This is a genomic window from Ruminiclostridium sufflavum DSM 19573 (genome assembly GCF_003208175.1).
GTDB classification, from domain to species: domain Bacteria; phylum Bacillota; class Clostridia; order Acetivibrionales; family DSM-1351; genus Ruminiclostridium; species Ruminiclostridium sufflavum.
The window spans coordinates 149,111-166,931 of the sequence record NZ_QKMR01000007.1 but is presented as its reverse complement, the minus strand read 5'-3'; the positions used below and the strand labels follow the sequence as shown (position 1 = coordinate 166,931).

Sequence of the window (17,821 nt, the reverse complement as noted above, 5' to 3'; positions counted from 1 at the left end):
TATAATAAAACTTATGGGAGGAATTGTTAATGAATAAGTCAGAATTAGTAGACAGTATTGCTGAAAAGTCGGGTTTGACTAAAAAGGATTCTGAAAAAGCCTTGAATGCCTTGGTAGAAAGTGTGGAAGAGGCATTGGTGAATAATGATAAGGTTCAGCTTATTGGTTTTGGGTCCTTTGAGGTTAAGCAGAGAGCAGCCAGAAAAGGAAGAAATCCGCAGACAATGGAGGAAATTGATATTCCTGAGAGTAAGGTTCCGACATTTAAAGCAGGTAAGGATTTAAAAGAAATGGTAAACCAGTAGAATCATAGTTTTTTATGGAATTGATTATTATCTTTTTAACTGTTATAGTTTTTAGCGGTTATAACTGCCGGCAGTAATCGGCATGAATTAAGTGCTTTTCGGTATGTGGGGATACGGAGGTTAAAATGAGGATAGACAAGTATTTAAAGAACAGCAGAATTATCAAAAGAAGAACTGTCGCAAATGAAGTTTGTGAGCAGGGCAGAGTCAAAATCAATGATAAAATAGCCAAACCCGGTTCTGAGGTTAAGGTTGGAGATGTAATTGAAATTCAATTCGGAAATAATACAACAACAATAGAAATAACAAGAGTCACGGAACATGTTACAAAGGATGATGCAAAGGAAATGTATATCATTAAGTAGCAAGATTGATGGATTGGCTTTATCAAAAGATATTTAAAAGCAGTTTTAGAAAAAGAACAAAACGCTATATGTGTTTGTTCTTTTTTATTTTGTACATGCATATGTATATGATGAGGAGGGATTCAATAATGGAGGAAAAGAAAATTATTAAACAAAAAAATCAGACACTTCTGCTTGAAAACAGGGAAAAGCTGTGTGTTACCGGTGTTATTGATGTTGAGAGCTTTAATGATCAGATTATAATAGCTGTAACAGAATTAGGAATATTGATAGTACGAGGTGCAGAGCTTCATATAAACAAACTATGCCTGGAAAGCAATGAACTTATTATAGAAGGCGATATATATTCATTAGAATACAACGATGGAGAAACTGCCAAATCCAAGTCATTTTTCGGGAAAATGTTTAAATAGCGATATGCCTTGACTAAGGTCAATTACGGTTCAAGCTGGATTTTGAGCGCGGCTTGGGTTTGAATTTGTTTTGACTTCAGGGGGCTTCAGCCTCAACCTCAAACTATCGGCCGATGGAATCGGGTTTTTAGCAGATGGTAATTAATTTAAAAACTGTAAAGGCTTGTGGTATGATAAATGATATTTATTGCAGATCAGGTATACATATTTTTGTATGCGATTGTCGGTGGAGCAATTGCAGCTTTCTTTTACGATTTTTTAAGAATAAAAAGAAGAACAATAAAAACAAATGCAGTAATAGTAGCATTTGAAGATATCCTTTATTGGCTTGCAGCAGCTGTATTCCTGTTTGTTACAGTATACATAAGCAATGGCGGAGAAATGCGCGGATTTATATTTATAGGAAATATTATAGGCGTTTTGCTGTATGAATCAATTTTCAGCAATATAATTATTGCTTCTTCCGTAATGATTATAAATATATTGAAAAGGCTTCTGCTTTTCATATTCAAAGTCTTGAGCTATCCCTTTATAATGCTGTATAAGGTTATAAAGGCAGGGATGACATTACTGTATAAGGTAATAAGATTTATTTTTAAACCAATATGTAATATTATGAATTTCATATATAAAAAAATATATGGTTTATTGGAAAAACCGATTAATTTAATTTCCGGCAAAGTCTTGGGAATTTTTAAAGAGTTTTTTGACAAGGTGAAGAGATTAAGCGGCAAAGCAAGCTGTGCGGCAGAAAAGAAATTAAAGAAAACCTCCGGCTTTAAAAAAAATAAAAAAGAACAAAAAAATAATTAATATTGCAGGAGTTTTTACCGACATATAGAATATAGGAAATGTGGCATTGTGTTTTTATTTTACAAAAGATATTGATAAGAGGAATAATAATGAAAAAACAAAAGAGATTCAAATTGTGGACACTTATTATGGTAGCTTCAATTTGCTATTTTGGCTATACATTATATACACTTCAAATTAGTATTAATGAAAAAGAGCTTAAAAATCAAGACCTGCAAAAGAGCATTTATAGTGAGACAGTTAAGAATCAGCAGCTTTTGAAGCAGAAATCATTAATTAATACTGATGAGTTTTATGAGCAAATGGCTAGGGAAAAATTAGGATATATCAAGGATAATGAAAAAATATATATTGATACTAATAAGTAACTATAGCTTGACGTAAATCAGCATGTACTGGTATAATTGAAGTGTTTTAGTGCTTAGACGTTATTAAGCTTGGGGTTAACCGAGGAGGATTTCTTATTTTATGCCACTTGAAGTAGGTACAATAGTTGAGGGTAGGGTTTCCGGCATAACTGCATTCGGTGCATTTATTCAACTGCCGGAAGGAAGAACAGGGCTGGTGCACATTTCTGAAGTTGCACAGGAGTATGTGAAGGATATAAGTGCTCATCTGAAGGAAAATCAAACAGTAAAAGTAAAAGTCATTTCAATTGATCTCAATGGAAAAGTAAGTCTTTCTATAAAAAAAGCTTGCGAGCAAAAACCGGCTTCAATGACAGTTAAGCCACCAATGGAGATAGAATGGAACAGCAGCAAAAATGCAGTTGCCAATACTTCTTTTGAAGACCGCTTAGCAAAGTTTATGAAGGATAGCGATGAGAAGCTGCATGACTTAAAGAAGAATGTTGATTCCAAGAGAGGCAGCAGCGGATATAAAAAATCAGCTCAGTATTGATTTCCATTCTGACTGGCTATAGGCAGATACGTTAAAAATGTATATGGAATTATTGTACCAAAATTTTAAAAATCTTAAATTAGGTGTTGACACCTTAGCGGTTATAGTATTATAATAATCTAGTCGCAAGCGGTAAGTGGCAATGGGTATGCCGAAGTGGCGGAACTGGCAGACGCACAGGACTTAAAATCCTGCGGAGTTAACCCTCCGTACCGGTTCGATTCCGGTCTTCGGCACCAAATAAAGGATTGAGATTGCTTTTAAAAGAGTATCTTAGTCCTTTATTTATTTTTTCTCCGCAATAAAATGTAAAGGAGAGCAGCTATGAAATACGACTTTGATGAAATTATTGACAGAAAAGCTACTTTTGCCGAGAAGCATATAAATCTTGAAAAATTATACGGAACTGATAAGGTCATACCTCTATGGGTTGCCGATATGGATTTCAGAGTGGCACAGCCTATTATCGATGCTATGAAGGAAAGAGCGGAGAATGGAATATTTGGCTATACAGTACGCCCGGACTCCTATTATGATGATGTGTGCGATTTTCAAAAGAGACAAAAAAATTGGGATATAGATAAAAAGCTGATGAGCTTCAGTTCAGGAGTTATGCCTTCAATATGCATGATAATTAAGGAACTGACAAATTTAAAGGACAAAATTATAATCCAGACACCGGTTTACCGTCCATTCTATAATGCGGTTAAACAGGCAGGCAGAGAGCTGCTTGAAAGTCCGTTAAAAGAGTCGGATGGCTTTTTTTCTATGGATTATAAGGATATAGAAGAAAAAGCCAAGCAAGGGGCAAAATATTTGATTCTGTGCAGTCCGCACAATCCTGTAGGGAGAGTGTGGTCATATGATGAATTAAAGAAGCTGGGAGATATTTGCCTGCGCTGTGGTATCACGGTGATATCCGATGAAATTCATTCTGATTTGATTTTGTGGGGAAACAGGCATATTCCGTTTGCTTCAATTTCAGAAGAACTGAGAAAGATAACTATAACATGCTTTTCTGCCACAAAAACCTTTAATCTTGCAGGACTTCAATCTTCTATTGTTGTTTTTCCGGATGAAAAGCTTAAGCAGGAGTTCGAACAGAAGTGGGCGGATTTTCATGTGGAGTGCAATAACTGCATGAGTATAGCCGGAACTCAGGCAGCATTCAGGTATGGAGATGAATGGCTTGAACAGCTTATAGAATATATTGAGGGAAATGTAACCTTTGTTTTGGAGTATTTTTATAGGTATATTCCTTCTATCCGGCCTGTTCGACCTGAAGGGACATATCTTGTGTGGCTTGATTGCAGGCAAATGGGTCTGAGCGGTCATGAGCTGACCAGGTTTATGGCTTTGAAGGCTGGTGTTGCAATGAGTGCCGGCACATATTTCGGACGGAACGGGGAAGGCTTTATGAGGATGAATGTTGCATGCCCAAGAGCTGTTCTTGAAAAGGCACTGGCACAGATAAGGTCAGCTATAGAAAAATAGGCTGGTGTATGTCTTGCAGCAGCTGCACTGTGTTAGCCAGCTTGAGCTCTTAATAATAAATGAAAAAGCGGCAGGTGAATAATCAAAATCCCCTGACCGCTTTTATATGCTTTAATATTTTATTTGCATATTAATATTGATACTGAAAGGCTCTTTTTTAAAAGGCTGGGTTTTAAAGCTAAATTACTTGCTCAGTACAGTAATAGTTTTAATTTTAACAGTTTCTGTCGGAACTGATTCTTCTCCGGTAAGAGAATTTGCTTTTACTGGAGTATCCGCTATTTTATCAAGAATATCTTCGCCGCTGATAAGCTTTCCGAAGGCAGCATATTGACCGTCTAAAGAAGCAGTGTCTCCATGCATGATAAAGAACTGGCAGGATGCCGAGTCTGGATCCTGACTTCTTGCCATTGAAATAACTCCCTTGGTATGTTTAAGTGTATTCTGTTCGAAGCCATTGCCGCTGAATTCACCCTTTATTGTTTTACCGGAGTCGCCGGTTCCGTCACCTTTGGGGTCCCCGCCCTGAATCATAAAGTTCTTGATAATTCTATGAAAGGTCAACCCATCATAAAATCCGGATTCTGCCAAGCTGACAAAATTATTAACTGTTTCTGGTGCAAACTCGGGATAGAGCTCAAAAACCATCTTATCGCCGTTTTCCATTTCGATTTGTACTTTAGGCTTGCCGGTTGACTCAGAAGTTTCAGACTTAGAACAGCCCGCCGCAAATGAAACCGTGCAAATTGCAGCCAATAATAGGGCGGTTGTTTTTTTAAATACAGATTTAAACATATTATTACAGCCTCCGTTTTTTAATAAATTAATTATATTTTTCATAATAAGCAAATTATTAATGCTTATTACAAGAAATTAAAATATTACTGTGATTATAATACCTTATAATAAAGAAAAGGTCTAGAATTTTTGATAAAAATAGTATATAAAAACATAAAATTATAAAAAAATCATATTTTATATGCTATCATATTTTACAATTTCAATTGAGTAAAATCTTACCGGTTAAATTTACTTTAAAAAAAACTTGCATTATTTAAAATTCTGTGTTAAAGTATAATAGTTGTCGGCGAGGGTAAGTAATGAATAAAAAGCTAACTATCGCATATAATAACAGAACAGTAAATTTCATATATCGCGGGATGGAGCAGTTGGTAGCTCGTCGGGCTCATAACCCGAAGGTCGTAGGTTCAAGTCCTGCTCCCGCAACCATTTGAGTTTAAATCACCGGAAAACATTTATTTCGGTGATTTTGCTTTCTTAAAAAAATTTCATTTCGCAGTATTCCCTTTATATCATGGAGAGTTTAAAAAACATAGAAATTATGGTAAACTTTCTAGTATTACAATTTATACTTGAAATATTACAAATCTATGTCTGTAAAGTTATGGAAATTATAATTGACTAAAGTCAAATATTGTTCCAAGCCTTAACCTGAATAAAAATATCGGGATGATATCTCTATTCAGGTGATATGTGCTTTTAGCTTGCTCAGATATATGAAGCTTATTATTATAGGTTGGCTGAGAAAAATAGTGATTTTCAGGGGCGAATACCTCTTCTGATTAAGGCAGATATTTATAAGCTGATAGCTCTAAAATAGAAGCTTTGAAATTTTAGCAGGAGGAAGTGTAATGCGAAAAAAAGTAAACCATAAAAAGAGGTATTACTTTTCGGACAAGCTTACAAGGAAGCTTGCCCAGATATCTCATTATCCTTTGACTGTAGTGGAGGCTCCGTTCGGTTTTGGGAAAACCACAGCTGTCAGGGAATATTTAAAAGCAAATCTTCCTCTTGATGCCCTTGAATGCTGGTATACCTGTTTAGGTGAACCGGTTTCCATAACATGGTCAGGCTTATGCGAATTATTGTCCAATGCGGATGCCAAGGCCGCAGATAGCCTCAAGGGTTTTGAAAATCCAACGATGGATACACTTTTCCATATAGCTTCATATATAAAGGATTTCAAATGTCAGGCTGAAACCTATCTGGTAGTAGATAACTATCAGCTTGTAAATTGTGATGTGTCACAGGAGCTGATAAATGTACTTTCAATGCACAACAGCCCCAACCTTCACCTTGTATTTATTACTCAGCGGCTTGGAGCCAAGCAGCAGTATTTGATTAATAACAACAGCATACATACAATTGACAGGAAGAATTTTTTGTTGAATAAGGAGGGAACAGGCACTCTTTTCAGCATGGAAGGAATAAATCTTGCCGACAATGCGCTGGAAAAGGTATATAAGAGAACAGAGGGCTGGGTGTCTGCCATCCGCTTTTATATGATAAATTACAAGGAAACAGGTTCTTTTAATATTACTGCTGACATTGAGCAGTTAGTGGAGTCAGCTGTTTGGGACAGGCTTACTCAGGAAGAAAAGGAGTTTTTGCTGTCTGTTTCGGTTATGGACAGCTTCACAGCATGTCAGGCAGCTATTATATTGGATAAGAAGAAACTGCCCGAAAAAATCGAGGAGTTTCTTAGGGACAATGACTTCATACAATATATTCCCGATAAGCATATTTACAGAATGCACAGCATTTTACTGAATTATGTGCGTAACCGTTTTAACTATTATCAGCCTGAGGAGTATCAAAACGAAATATACCGGCGGGCTGGGCGATCCTATGCCATGAGCTCGCAATATTATCAGGCGGCCTGTTTTTTCTATAAGGTCAGAGATTTTGATGCCATACTGTCTCTTCCCTTTAGCGGTGAATATTTTGATGCTCAAAAAGAAAAATATCAGCCTGAATTTATTGCGGAGATAATTAATGAATGTCCGGATAATATACTATGCAGGTATCCCTTTACTTTGCTTGTGTTTGGGTATATGGCATTTTCCTGCGGCCAGTATGAGGTTTATCACAGGCTGTGTCATTTGCTTTATTCAGTCATACAGGATGCAGAAAGGCCTGATGAGGACGAGCTTCTGAAAATTAAGGCTGAATACAGGCTGTTGGCTTCAATGAGAGATTTTAATGATTATTCGAAAATAAGAAAGGAATACGAAACGGTATTAAATATCTTGTGCAAACCGTCCGATGTGACAAAATATTGCACACCGTGTTTTTTTGCGGCTCCGTCTGTTTTGGATATTTTCTGGCGTGAATCAGGTAAATTGGAAGCTGTAATACAGCAGCTTGAGGAAGACTGCATATTATACAAGAAATCTGCCGGAGGATACGGTGCGGGTGTCGGCAGTTTAATGCGTGCAGAAGCTATGCTTATGAAAGGAAATGAGGACGAGGCTGAAATTCTTTGCCATAGAACGCTGTATTACGCCCAAAGGAATAAGCAATTCAATATATGTCTATGTTCTGAATTGGTACTTGCAAGAGTTGCTGTCCTGCGCGGAAATGCAGAGGGTTATCTTAGTGCAGTGAAGACTATTAAGGGCTATACAGGCAAATATTCAAATTCTTATATACCTCGCATGGTTGACCAATGTATGTCAGTAATAAGTCTTGTGCTTGGCATTAAGGATAATGTGGCTCCATGGCTTTATGATCTGGAAAAAATAAATAAGGTGCTGTATGCTCCTGTTGTTCCTCATGCTCAGGTTCTTTATTTAAGGCTTTTGCTAATGGAGAGAAGGTATAATGAATTTTACGGTATTTCTCAGGCCATCCTTGAGGAGGTCAGGAATAAAGCAGGGAAGGTTCAATACATTATGCCCCAGGTATATATTCTCATATATCTTGCCATAGCAAAGCTTAACAACGGGAATGGACATGAAGCCCAGAATTATCTAAGGCAGGCCTTGGCAATTGCATTGCCGGATAAGATTTATCTTCCGTTTGCTCAGCATTTAAGGGAGTTAATGGCCCTTTTGGAAATGGCAAAAGGCTATATTTCTGACAGGGAAGGTCTGAATGCCTTGATTGCATTGGGTATACGTCAGGACAAGGGTGCTGCCGCAATAAAAAAGGCAATTATTGCAGATAAATCCCCTCTGACACCCAGAGAACGAGAAATTGCCCTGTATGCCAGAGACAGATTAAGTGCAAAAGAGATTGCCGATAAGCTGTACATATCGGAGGCAACTGTCCGAACTATTTTAAAAAGTGTTTATGGAAAGCTGGAAATACATTCAAAATATGAGTTGGATTCTACACAATTTTGACGAAAGATGAAGAAATACCTCGAAATTGGGTATGTGTAAAAAATAATCTGCTGTATTCTTAATACAGCAGATTATTTTTTGCTTGATAAAGCTGAACGGGAGGAAGCAAATTGGATAACGGATTTTCAAATCAAACTATACTGGATACCTTCATATATGAAACCGCACAGAATATAGAGCAGCTCGAGGAAATAATACTGACAAGCGAAAAAGCAAGTTGCTTTGCGCCGGATGCCGTCAATGAAATTTTCAGGATTATGCATACAATTAAAGGCTCTTCTGCAATGATGAGGTACAGTAACATCGCATCAATATCCCATGCTACTGAAGACCTCTTCTATTACATAAGAGAGGAAAGACCTGAAAATATGGATTGCAGCCTTCTTTCGGATTTGATTCTGGAGTGTGTTGATTTCATTAAGCTGGAGCTGGAAAAGGTAAAAAATGAGGACATCCTCGACGGTGAGCCGTCAAACCTGATTGAAAAGATAAGGAGCTTCTTGATATCTATTAAGAAGGAAAGAAACTGCTCAGTTATTTCAGAAATGAAAGAACAAACCTTGCATAAGGGGCAATACACGTTGTCACGCAAGGACACTGAGACTGGTGAGCTGAAAGCTTATGAGGCTGTTATTTATTTTGAGGAAGGCTGTGAAATGGAAAATATCAGAGCCTATACTATTATTTATAATCTAAAGAAAATTTCTGAGGATTGCTTCTGCTTTCCGGAGGATATCACAGAAGATAACGGCAGTGTGAATATCATACAGAAACAAGGCTTTAAGATTATTTTCAAGTGCGGCAAAAGCATGAGGGAAATGTATGACTTTTTAAATAGTTTTGCCTTCATACGTGATCTTGAGCTGACCGAAGCATCAGGCTGTCAGTTTCCGGGACAAATTTGCATGTCTGAAGGCAAGGCGCCCGAAGAGGCTTTTGTCAAAATGTCAGGGCTTCAAGCTTCCGACCATGCTGTTCATGGTTCTGAAAGCAAAGGCTCCCATCAAAGCATTATAAGTGTTGATGTACAGAAGCTCGACAAGCTTATGGACCTGATGGGCGAGATGGTGATTTCCGAAGCAATGGTTACACAGAACCCCGAGCTTGAAGGAATGTCGCTGAGCAGCTTTTACAAGGCGGCTCGCCAGCTCAGGAAGATTACAAGCGAAATGCAGGATATGGTAATGTCCATTAGGATGGTTCCCTTGTCTGCCACCTTCCACAAAATGCAGCGAATTGTAAGGGATATGGGGCGAAGCCTTGATAAGGAGGTGGAACTGATGCTGATTGGAGAAGAAACAGAGGTTGATAAAAATATTATAGAGCATATATCCGACCCTTTGATGCATCTGGTTCGAAATGCGGTTGATCATGGAATTGAGTCTTATGAAAGCAGAATATCTAATGGAAAGTCCAAAGCCGGAAAGGTTGCCTTAGAGGCAAAAAATGCCGGAAGTGACGTTCTTGTAATTGTCAAGGATGATGGTAAGGGCCTTAATAAAGAAAAAATACTGCAAAAAGCGAAGGAGCATGGATTACTCAGCAAGCCGGAAAATGAAATGACAGACAGGGAGATTTTCAATTTGATCTTTTTACCCGGGTTTTCCACAAATGACAAGGTGACAGAGTTTTCCGGCCGGGGAGTAGGAATGGATGTTGTGGTTAAGAATCTGGAAGCAGTTGGAGGGTCAGTATCCATAGAAAGTGAAGAAGGAGCCGGAACTGTAACGACGATGAAAATTCCTCTCACCCTTGCTATTATCGACGGAATGAATATCCGTGTAGGCAATGCCAAATATACCCTGCCTACCACTTCCATACAGGAGACCTTTCAGCCTAAGAGCAGAAATATTGTTGAGGCTCCCGGAAGGAATGAAATGATTATGGTTCGGGGAGAATGTTATCCTATACTTCGTCTTCATAAAATGTATAGTGTGAAAACAGATATAACAGATTTTGAAAAGGGGATCATGCTTATGGTGGAGCAGGACGGAAAATGCATGTGCCTGTTTGCGGATGAACTTCTGGGACAGCAGCAGGTAGTTGTCAAGGCACTTCCAAGCTATATTAAAGACACGCGAAATATAAAAGGCTTGGCAGGATGTACCCTTCTCGGAGATGGAAGTATAAGTCTTATACTGAATATCGGCGGATTATTAAATATAAAAATATAAATTTGACAAAGCCAATTGAAGGCAAATATTGTTTTCAAGTTGACTAAAGTCAATTACGGTTAAAGCCTTCGGGACGATATCTCGTCTTTTTAGGTGAATTAAGCTTTTAAGCTGATTTTGAACACAGTTTGGGTTTGAATTTGTTTTGACTTTAGGAGGCTTCAGCCTCAAACCCAAACTATCGGCCGATGGAATCGGTTTTTTAGCCGATAGTAATTGACTTTTTAACGAAGTCTGTGCTTGTATATTTAATTGACTTTAGTATCAGAAAGGAGTGTCCGGATGGCGCAGGAAGAGGTGCAGAGATTATTGGAGCAGGAGGAGGATACACAGAAGGGAAGATTCCTTATATTTACAATGGGAAATGAAATGTATGGTATTGAAATCCGATTTGTCACCGAGATAATAGGAATACAAACGATAACAGAAGTTCCGGAGCTGCCGCAGTACATAAGGGGAATAATAAACCTGCGGGGAAAGATTATTCCGGTTATGGATGTCAGGCTGAAGTTTAAGAAGCCCTTTATGGAGTACAATGACAGGACTTGTATAATAGTTGTTGATATTAATGAGGTATCAATAGGTCTCATTGTTGATAGAGTATTGGAAGTGCTGTCTATTCCGGAGGGAAATATTGTTTCGCCGCCGGAATTGAATAGAGGGCTTGGCAACAGGTATATAAAAGGCATCGGAAAGGCTGGAAATGCGGTAAAGCTGCTTTTGGACTGTGAGAAGCTTATAGCGGAAGGAGAGCTGGAGAATTTAAATACTGTTTTATAAAGGCATGTGAAAACTATTATTTTAGGAGGAATTACATAATGAAATGGTTTCTGAATCTAAGGATAGCTGCAAGGCTCATTGTCAGTTTTCTATTTGTAGCATTGATTGCAGGCGTGGTAGGGGTCATCGGTCTTATTAACATTAATAGTATTGTAGAGGCTGACAAATTGATGTTTGAAGAGAACACATTAGGGCTTCAGTATACAGGCAATGCTTCTGTTTATTATCAAAGAGTAAGATTTAATTTATTAAAGATGACAATGGTTACTAATGCTGAGGATATCAATACCTGCATTAGTAATATAAAGGATTTTTCCGCAAAGAATGATGAGCTGCTGGAAAAATACAATGATGGAATAACAAGTGATAAGGACAGAAATCTGTTTGATAGCTTGAAACCTCAATGGGAACAGTATAAGTCTTCAACTGCGGAGGTTATCGAGCTGGTACAGGCAGGGCAGAAGGACAAGGCTATAGACCTGATATTGGGTGATATGGCCGATGCGGGAAGCTTATTGCAGAATTCCTTTGACTCATTATTCGAATACAATTCCTCGGAGGCCAAGGCAAGATCTGACAATAATACACAGCTTGCGGATACAGCCACATTAATCATGATAATAGTAATAATAGCCGGAATTATTATTTCCGTTGCACTTGGTATATTCATATCCGGTATTATAAGCAAGCCAGTCAGAAAATTGGCAGAAGCAGCCGATAAGCTTGCTCTCGGTGATGTAAATGTAAATATTAAAGCAGACACAAGTGACGAAATAGGCAAGCTTACGGCGTCCTTCGGTGATATGATAGAAAATATCCGCAGTCAGGCTATTATTGCAGGTAAAATAGCTGATGGAGATTTGTCTGTTGCTGTTGCTGTTAAATCGGAAAACGATCTGCTTGGCAAAAAGCTTTATGAGCTGGTAGAGAAAAATAATGAAGTGTTGTCCAGTATTACCAGTGCATCAGAACAGGTAGCCTCGGGGGCCAAGCAGGTTTCCGACTCAAGCATTGCTCTTTCACAGGGAGCAACGGAGCAGGCCAGCTCTATTGAGCAGCTTACTGCTTCAATAGAAGAAATTTCTGCTCAAACCAAGCAGAATGCTGAGAATGCAAATCAGGCAAATGAACTTGCTGATACAGCCAAGGCTAATGCAGAGCAGGGAAATACCCGGATGAAGGAGATGCTGAAGGCAATGCAGGATATTAATGCTTCTTCTGCCAGCATTTCCAAGATAATTAAGGTTATTGATGAAATTGCCTTCCAAACAAACATATTAGCTTTGAATGCCGCAGTTGAAGCGGCGAGGGCAGGTCAGCACGGGAAAGGCTTTGCGGTGGTTGCGGAGGAAGTGCGAAATCTAGCGGCACGTTCGGCAAATGCAGCAAAAGAAACCACAGATATGATAGAAAGCTCTATTAAAAAAGCTGAAGACGGCACCAGAATTGCTAATGAAACAGCCGGTGCACTCGTCAGGATTGTGGAAGGAATATCTAAGGTGGCCAGTCTTGTGGACAACATTGCTGTGGCCTCCAATGAGCAATCTACAGGCATTAATCAAATTAATCAGGGAGTGATGCAAATATCTCAGGTAGTTCAGAATAACTCGGCAACTTCCGAGGAGAGTGCAGCTGCAAGCGAGGAGCTGTCAAGTCAGGCAGAGCTTCTTAAAGAGCAGGTCGAAAGGTTTAAGCTGAAAAAAGGAGCAAGAAGGTCTTTCTATAGAGGGACTGAAGAGCTTAATCCTGAAGTTTTGCGTATGCTTGAGACAATGAGTCAAAACAATAAGCCTGATGAAAATATGGATGCAGAGGCTGATATTGAAGCATCAGCCGTGTGTGCAAGAAGGATAGCCTTGAGTGATAAGGAATTTGGGAAATACTGATTGAAGTCAGTTACGGTGGAGGCTTTAGCCTCAACCCCAGACTATCGGCCGGTAGAATCAGTTCTTTAGCCGGTGGTAATTGACTTTCGTTTATAAAGGCAGATGAGAATATGGCAGGGATAGCTGAAAAAGAGTTCAAGCAATTCGCAGAATATATAAAAGCCAGCTGCGGAATAAATTTGAAGGCTGAAAAGCAGTCAATGGTGGCTGGCAGACTTAACAATATACTTTTAAACGGTAAATTCAAAAGCTTATCAGATTATTTGAATTATGTGCTATCCGATAGAACAGGGCAAGCTGCTGTTACTTTGCTTGATAAGATTACTACAAACCATACCTTTTTTATGCGGGAGGCAGACCATTTTTTCTATTTCAGGGATAAAGCTCTCCCGTTTCTTGCACCTGCAATTAAGGATAAGGACCTGCGGATATGGAGCGCTGCATGCTCCTCAGGGGAAGAGCCCTATACTCTGGCAATGCTTATTGACGAATTTTTTGGAAAAGAAAAGCTTCTGTGGGATACTAAAATATTAGCCACCGATATTTCCAGCAATGTACTTGAAATAGCCAGAAAGGGTGTATACAGCAGAGAGAGAATTTCAGCCCTGCCTTCATCATGGAAGCTGAATTATTTCAAGGAGCTGGATTATGAAAATTTCGTACTGACTGAAAAGGTCAGGAATGAAGTAATATATAGAAAATTTAATTTAATGGATTCTGTATTTCCATTTAAACGAAAGTTTCATGTGATTTTTTGCAGGAATGTAATGATTTATTTTGACAGCAAGACCAAAAATGAATTGGTTGAGAAGCTGTATGAATTGACCGAATACGGGGGTTACTTGTTTATAGGGCATTCGGAATCCTTAAACCGGGATTTAACCCCGTACAGGTATATTATGCCGGCTGTTTACAGAAAGGAGTAGGCGGATACTGCTTTTAAGGAATTTTGTGAAGGCTTCAACGCTTGGGTTCAGCCTCAAACCCAAGCTATCAGCTTTCAGCCCCCAAAAATTATTTACAGTCCCGCTTTATACTCCTTTGGACTCATGCCGACATATTTTGTAAATACATGAGTGAAATATGCGGGATCTTCAATTCCCACAGACAAAGCTATTTCAAATATTTTATTTGTAGTATTCTTTAAAAGCTTTTTTGATATCTCAATTCTATGCTTATTTATAGCATCAACAATAGATTCTCCGGTTTTCTTTTTATAAAGGCGGCTTAAATAGCTGCTGTTGACATGCACATAGTCTGCAATTGACTGCAGGCTTATATTTATATTGTAGTTTTTATTTATATACTCATTCACCTGTATTACCAGATAATTATACTGCTTTTGATTAGAGGCAATTATAAATGAAGAAGACCTTATGACATTGCATATAATTTTGCTTACACCATTTATGGATTTGCTTGATTGTATCTGCCTGTAAATATTTGTTTCATCTGCCACAGAGCCTTCTTTATTATTTAAATTATAATTTGCAAGAATCCTGAAGCATTGAGAACAAATAAGCATACTTGAAACCTTCACGTTTTCGATAGGCTCCTTATTTTTCCTGTATTCTCTGAAAAGCTCATGCAAAAGGTGAAATGCATCGTCATGGTTTCCGTTCTGTATGCTGTTTATAATGTTATCGGCATACTTATGAATATTGATTTTATTGCGTATGTGAATACTATTCTTTTGCATATATACTGAAACATGGTTGTCGGTATAAAAGCTTTCGGAAAGAGCCTCTGTAGCTTCTAAATATGCCGGTGACAGCTCGTAGATATATTTGTGGATATTGCTTATTCCTATATTGAGGGTGAACTTCATGAAGCCTTCTGCAGTTGACAATATTTCGTTGCAGGTTATCAGCAGAGACTGCATATATTTTGAAGAAGCATTATTATTAAAGGATACGATTGTGATAAGCAGATTTTTGTTCATAACTGCCGTGTAATGGTGATAATCCTTAAAAGCCATTGATAAAAAATTTTTTATTGAAAAAACAAACTTGTTTTGTTCTTCAAGCGTGGCATTGATATTATCTTCCGAGGCATTATTTATTTCATATACTACAAGAAAAAAATTATTTATGTTAATGTTAAGTTCTTCAGCCTTATCGGAAATTAAGTCATGATTAATTATAATGCCATTTATAATATCCTTTATGAAATTATCGCATATTTCGGTAAAGCTGCAATTTATCTTGTCCTCCAAGAGCTTAAGCTCTTTTTCCTTGCACTTTTCATTCTCTATTACCTGTTGGGCTTTTCGTATAGCCTCAGGAATTGTTTCAAAGGGATTTGTCTTTACGACAAAATCTATAACATTGTATCTTATAGCCTGCTGGGCATATGAAAAGTCTGCATAGGCCGTAAGTATTATGATTTTTATCTCAGGGTAATTTTCATGTATATATCTGGAAAGGACAATTCCGTCAATACCGGGCATCCTTATATCAGTAATTATTATGTCAGCAGAACTTTTCCTTAAATATTCAATGGTGTCTGCCCCGTTTCCGGCTTCAAATACTACAATGCAATTCATTGCTTCCCAATTTATAAAAGACAGCATACCCTTTCTTATAACTGGCTCATCATCCACGATTATAACTTTATACATCAAAATCCTCCCTTCTGTCAACAGGAATATGAATAGTGACTTTCGTATTTTGATTCAGTTCGCTTTCAATGCTGATACCATATTGACTGCCATATAAAAGCTTTATTCTTTTATTTGTATTACGCAAGCCGATATTGTTATGCTTTTTTTGCCGGTCAACGGGAGGCTCACAGTCCTCCAAAGTAACAGGATTTTCAAAGCCGATGCCATTGTCTATAATTTCGAAGTATATCGAGCTATCATATTGCTTTATATTTATTTCTACTATTCCCTTGCCGATTTTATTTTCTATGCCGTGTACAACGGCATTTTCTACTATCGGCTCTGCGCAAAGCTTCGGAATAAGATAATTCAGAACTTCTTCATTGCAAATATTTATTTTGTACTCTAGCCTGTCCTCAAAGCGTATTCCCTGGAGATAAAGATAAAACTTTATGTATTCCAGTTCCTGCCGTATTGGAATCTTTGTTTTGCTGTCGGCATATATACTTGCCTGAAGCAGATTGCTAAGAGACGTTACCATATTGTATATGGTTTGGTTATCTGACATTTTTGCTTTCCATCCTATAGTTACCAGAGTGTTGAAAAGAAAATGAGGGTTCATTTGAGACTGAAGGAATTTAAACTCGGTTTTCCTTAAAAGCAGCTCATTTTCATAAACCTGATTAATCAGGTATTTAATTTCTCCTGTCATGCTATTAAAGGTTGAGCTTAATAAATTCAAATCCTTATCTTGATATACAGGCATTTTTATTTCATAATTGCCATTCTTCACGCTGTTTATGCAGTATAATAAATGCTTGATAAATACATTAAGCTTAACAGAAATCAATATACTGAAAATTATACATATAATAAAAATAAGAAGCGTGATGAAGAGGTAGTTTTTCATACTTCCGTACAGTCCTACTAGCACCTGCTTCTGGGGAATACCTGCCACAAAGATTAAATCAGTGTTATCAATTTTCTTAAAGGCCATTATAAAGGCTTCGCTATTAAGGCTGACGAAGCCTTCCTTTTGCTGGTCGCTATTGTATAAATCAAGTATTTCCTTTTCCACTGTTTTTCCAAGCATACTCTTATCAGGGTGTGAATAAATAGTCCCGTCATTGTCCATTATAAAAGCCCTTGACTTAGGAAACTCTAAAATTTTTGAGTACTTTTGAAAAATTATTTTTTCCTCAGTGCCTATTATCAGTTTTAAGTATTGCCTCGGAGTATTCAATTTTGAAATATTTCTGACATTGTATATAACATGGTTTTCTGGGGAAGGAGGAACTATTTTCATTTTTCTAGAGGTTCCGATATTTACTGTTTCATATATTTTAATATTATCCTGATTTATTATATTAATGTTGCCTTCAAGCCTTGAAATCGAGCAAAAATTTGACTTGTCAATAAAAAGATAAGCTGTTGTAATCAGTTCGGAATCCCAGGCATCATTAAAAAGCATACTGTATTTCAATTCCGCTTCAATTTCACTTTTTTTAATAAATAAATCGTACTTGCTGTTTCCGGAATATGATTGGTCATCGGACGCCCAAGATCTTATAATTCTGTTTGAGGCAAAATAAAACAGAGTATTGTCAATTATTCTGAATGAATCCCTAAGATTGTCACTTGTTTGCTCAATAAGCTGGTTCATATTATCATAAGCACTATCGGTAAGCATTGATGAGGTATTCCAATAAAAATAGAACCCTGTAAGGCACATGGGGAATAATACTATTGCTACTACTGCCGAGGTTATTTTATATTTTATTGGCATTCTTTTATAAAACATAAGGAAATCAATAAATTTTTTAAATTTATTCAATTTGAAAACTCCTTCTATTATTTAGGAATAAAATAAATTTATTAAATTACAAAACATATCTTTATTCGATATATAATTATATAATTCTACATTATATATAGTTCTAA

15 protein-coding genes and 2 tRNA genes are annotated in these 17,821 nt (G+C 37.4%); 14 read left to right on the top strand and 3 right to left on the bottom strand.

The genetic code is table 11. The features are described 5' to 3' along the window. The first annotated feature begins 29 nt into the window (after nucleotides 1–29). The 8 genes from LY28_RS07950 to LY28_RS07915 all read left to right on the top strand — a co-directional run bounded on the left by LY28_RS07950 (nucleotide 30) and on the right by LY28_RS07915 (nucleotide 4,290). On the top strand, nucleotides 30–305 hold the full coding sequence (locus LY28_RS07950) for an HU family DNA-binding protein (protein WP_110461640.1): 276 nt from the start codon (nucleotides 30–32) through the stop codon (nucleotides 303–305). Between the two features lie 125 nt (nucleotides 306–430). Next, nucleotides 431–670, top strand: coding sequence for an RNA-binding S4 domain-containing protein (locus LY28_RS07945; RefSeq protein WP_110461639.1), 240 nt, complete (start codon nucleotides 431–433; stop codon nucleotides 668–670). 128 nt (nucleotides 671–798) lie between these two features. Next, nucleotides 799–1,083 (top strand): sporulation protein YabP, encoded by a 285-nt coding sequence (gene yabP / locus LY28_RS07940; RefSeq protein WP_110461638.1) that lies wholly within the window; start codon nucleotides 799–801, stop codon nucleotides 1,081–1,083. A gap of 177 nt (nucleotides 1,084–1,260) precedes the next feature. Further along, nucleotides 1,261–1,896, top strand: coding sequence for a spore cortex biosynthesis protein YabQ (yabQ, locus tag LY28_RS07935; RefSeq protein ID WP_110461637.1), 636 nt, complete (start codon nucleotides 1,261–1,263; stop codon nucleotides 1,894–1,896). Nucleotides 1,897–1,985: 89 nt separating this feature from the next. Further along, nucleotides 1,986–2,264, top strand: a complete 279-nt coding sequence (locus tag LY28_RS07930; protein ID WP_110461636.1) for an FtsB family cell division protein — start codon at nucleotides 1,986–1,988, stop codon at nucleotides 2,262–2,264. 100 nt (nucleotides 2,265–2,364) lie between these two features. Continuing rightward, complete coding sequence (locus tag LY28_RS07925; protein WP_110461635.1) at nucleotides 2,365–2,796, top strand: S1 domain-containing RNA-binding protein; 432 nt, start codon at nucleotides 2,365–2,367, stop codon at nucleotides 2,794–2,796. Between the two features lie 150 nt (nucleotides 2,797–2,946). Further along, a tRNA-Leu gene (locus LY28_RS07920) sits at nucleotides 2,947–3,035 on the top strand. An 85-nt stretch (nucleotides 3,036–3,120) separates the two neighbouring features. Then, a complete protein-coding gene (locus LY28_RS07915) occupies nucleotides 3,121–4,290 on the top strand; it encodes a MalY/PatB family protein (protein WP_110461634.1) in 1,170 nt (389 codons plus the stop codon). A gap of 183 nt (nucleotides 4,291–4,473) precedes the next feature. Here LY28_RS07915 and LY28_RS07910 read toward each other — a convergent pair whose 3' ends face one another. After that, nucleotides 4,474–5,085 (bottom strand): peptidylprolyl isomerase, encoded by a 612-nt coding sequence (locus LY28_RS07910; protein ID WP_110461633.1) that lies wholly within the window; start codon nucleotides 5,083–5,085, stop codon nucleotides 4,474–4,476. A gap of 359 nt (nucleotides 5,086–5,444) precedes the next feature. On the opposite strand from LY28_RS07910, the gene LY28_RS07905 reads away from it, so the two are divergent. The 6 genes from LY28_RS07905 (at nucleotide 5,445) to LY28_RS07880 (ending at nucleotide 14,204) form a co-directional block, all read left to right on the top strand. Next, nucleotides 5,445–5,520: transfer RNA gene (locus tag LY28_RS07905), tRNA-Met, on the top strand. A gap of 422 nt (nucleotides 5,521–5,942) precedes the next feature. Further along, on the top strand, nucleotides 5,943–8,438 hold the full coding sequence (locus tag LY28_RS07900) for a winged helix-turn-helix domain-containing protein (protein ID WP_110461632.1): 2,496 nt from the start codon (nucleotides 5,943–5,945) through the stop codon (nucleotides 8,436–8,438). Nucleotides 8,439–8,548: 110 nt separating this feature from the next. Further along, on the top strand, nucleotides 8,549–10,612 hold the full coding sequence (locus LY28_RS07895) for a chemotaxis protein CheA (RefSeq protein WP_110461631.1): 2,064 nt from the start codon (nucleotides 8,549–8,551) through the stop codon (nucleotides 10,610–10,612). Nucleotides 10,613–10,894: 282 nt separating this feature from the next. Further along, the gene (locus tag LY28_RS07890; protein WP_110461630.1) at nucleotides 10,895–11,392 is read left to right on the top strand and encodes a chemotaxis protein CheW; all 498 of its coding nucleotides are present in this window, start codon (nucleotides 10,895–10,897) and stop codon (nucleotides 11,390–11,392) included. Nucleotides 11,393–11,430: 38 nt separating this feature from the next. Further along, on the top strand, nucleotides 11,431–13,278 hold the full coding sequence (locus LY28_RS07885; protein ID WP_110461629.1) for a methyl-accepting chemotaxis protein: 1,848 nt from the start codon (nucleotides 11,431–11,433) through the stop codon (nucleotides 13,276–13,278). Between the two features lie 110 nt (nucleotides 13,279–13,388). Then, nucleotides 13,389–14,204 carry a CheR family methyltransferase gene (locus tag LY28_RS07880; RefSeq protein WP_110461628.1) on the top strand — a complete coding sequence of 272 codons (816 nt, stop codon included), beginning with the start codon at nucleotides 13,389–13,391 and terminating at the stop codon, nucleotides 14,202–14,204. Nucleotides 14,205–14,296: 92 nt separating this feature from the next. Here the strand turns inward: LY28_RS07880 and LY28_RS07875 are convergent, their stop codons facing one another. Further along, a complete protein-coding gene (locus tag LY28_RS07875; protein ID WP_110461627.1) occupies nucleotides 14,297–15,898 on the bottom strand; it encodes a response regulator transcription factor in 1,602 nt (533 codons plus the stop codon). Next, nucleotides 15,891–17,714 (bottom strand): cache domain-containing sensor histidine kinase, encoded by a 1,824-nt coding sequence (locus tag LY28_RS07870; protein WP_242981186.1) that lies wholly within the window; start codon nucleotides 17,712–17,714, stop codon nucleotides 15,891–15,893. Before LY28_RS07870 ends, LY28_RS07875 begins: the two co-directional genes overlap by 8 nt. Nucleotides 17,715–17,821 lie beyond the last annotated feature (107 nt).

Coding starts and splice junctions, on each gene's coding strand:
- LY28_RS07925 (WP_110461635.1), top strand. CDS start 2,365: ATGCCACTTGAAGTAGGTACAATAGTTGAGGGTAGGGTTTCCGGCATA.
- LY28_RS07950 (WP_110461640.1), top strand. CDS start 30: ATGAATAAGTCAGAATTAGTAGACAGTATTGCTGAAAAGTCGGGTTTG.
- LY28_RS07900 (WP_110461632.1), top strand. CDS start 5,943: ATGCGAAAAAAAGTAAACCATAAAAAGAGGTATTACTTTTCGGACAAG.
- LY28_RS07880 (WP_110461628.1), top strand. CDS start 13,389: ATGGCAGGGATAGCTGAAAAAGAGTTCAAGCAATTCGCAGAATATATA.
- yabQ (WP_110461637.1), top strand. CDS start 1,261: ATGATATTTATTGCAGATCAGGTATACATATTTTTGTATGCGATTGTC.
- yabP (WP_110461638.1), top strand. CDS start 799: ATGGAGGAAAAGAAAATTATTAAACAAAAAAATCAGACACTTCTGCTT.
- LY28_RS07945 (WP_110461639.1), top strand. CDS start 431: ATGAGGATAGACAAGTATTTAAAGAACAGCAGAATTATCAAAAGAAGA.
- LY28_RS07910 (WP_110461633.1), bottom strand. CDS start 5,085: ATGTTTAAATCTGTATTTAAAAAAACAACCGCCCTATTATTGGCTGCA.
- LY28_RS07875 (WP_110461627.1), bottom strand. CDS start 15,898: ATGTATAAAGTTATAATCGTGGATGATGAGCCAGTTATAAGAAAGGGT.
- LY28_RS07930 (WP_110461636.1), top strand. CDS start 1,986: ATGAAAAAACAAAAGAGATTCAAATTGTGGACACTTATTATGGTAGCT.
- LY28_RS07885 (WP_110461629.1), top strand. CDS start 11,431: ATGAAATGGTTTCTGAATCTAAGGATAGCTGCAAGGCTCATTGTCAGT.
- LY28_RS07915 (WP_110461634.1), top strand. CDS start 3,121: ATGAAATACGACTTTGATGAAATTATTGACAGAAAAGCTACTTTTGCC.
- LY28_RS07890 (WP_110461630.1), top strand. CDS start 10,895: ATGGCGCAGGAAGAGGTGCAGAGATTATTGGAGCAGGAGGAGGATACA.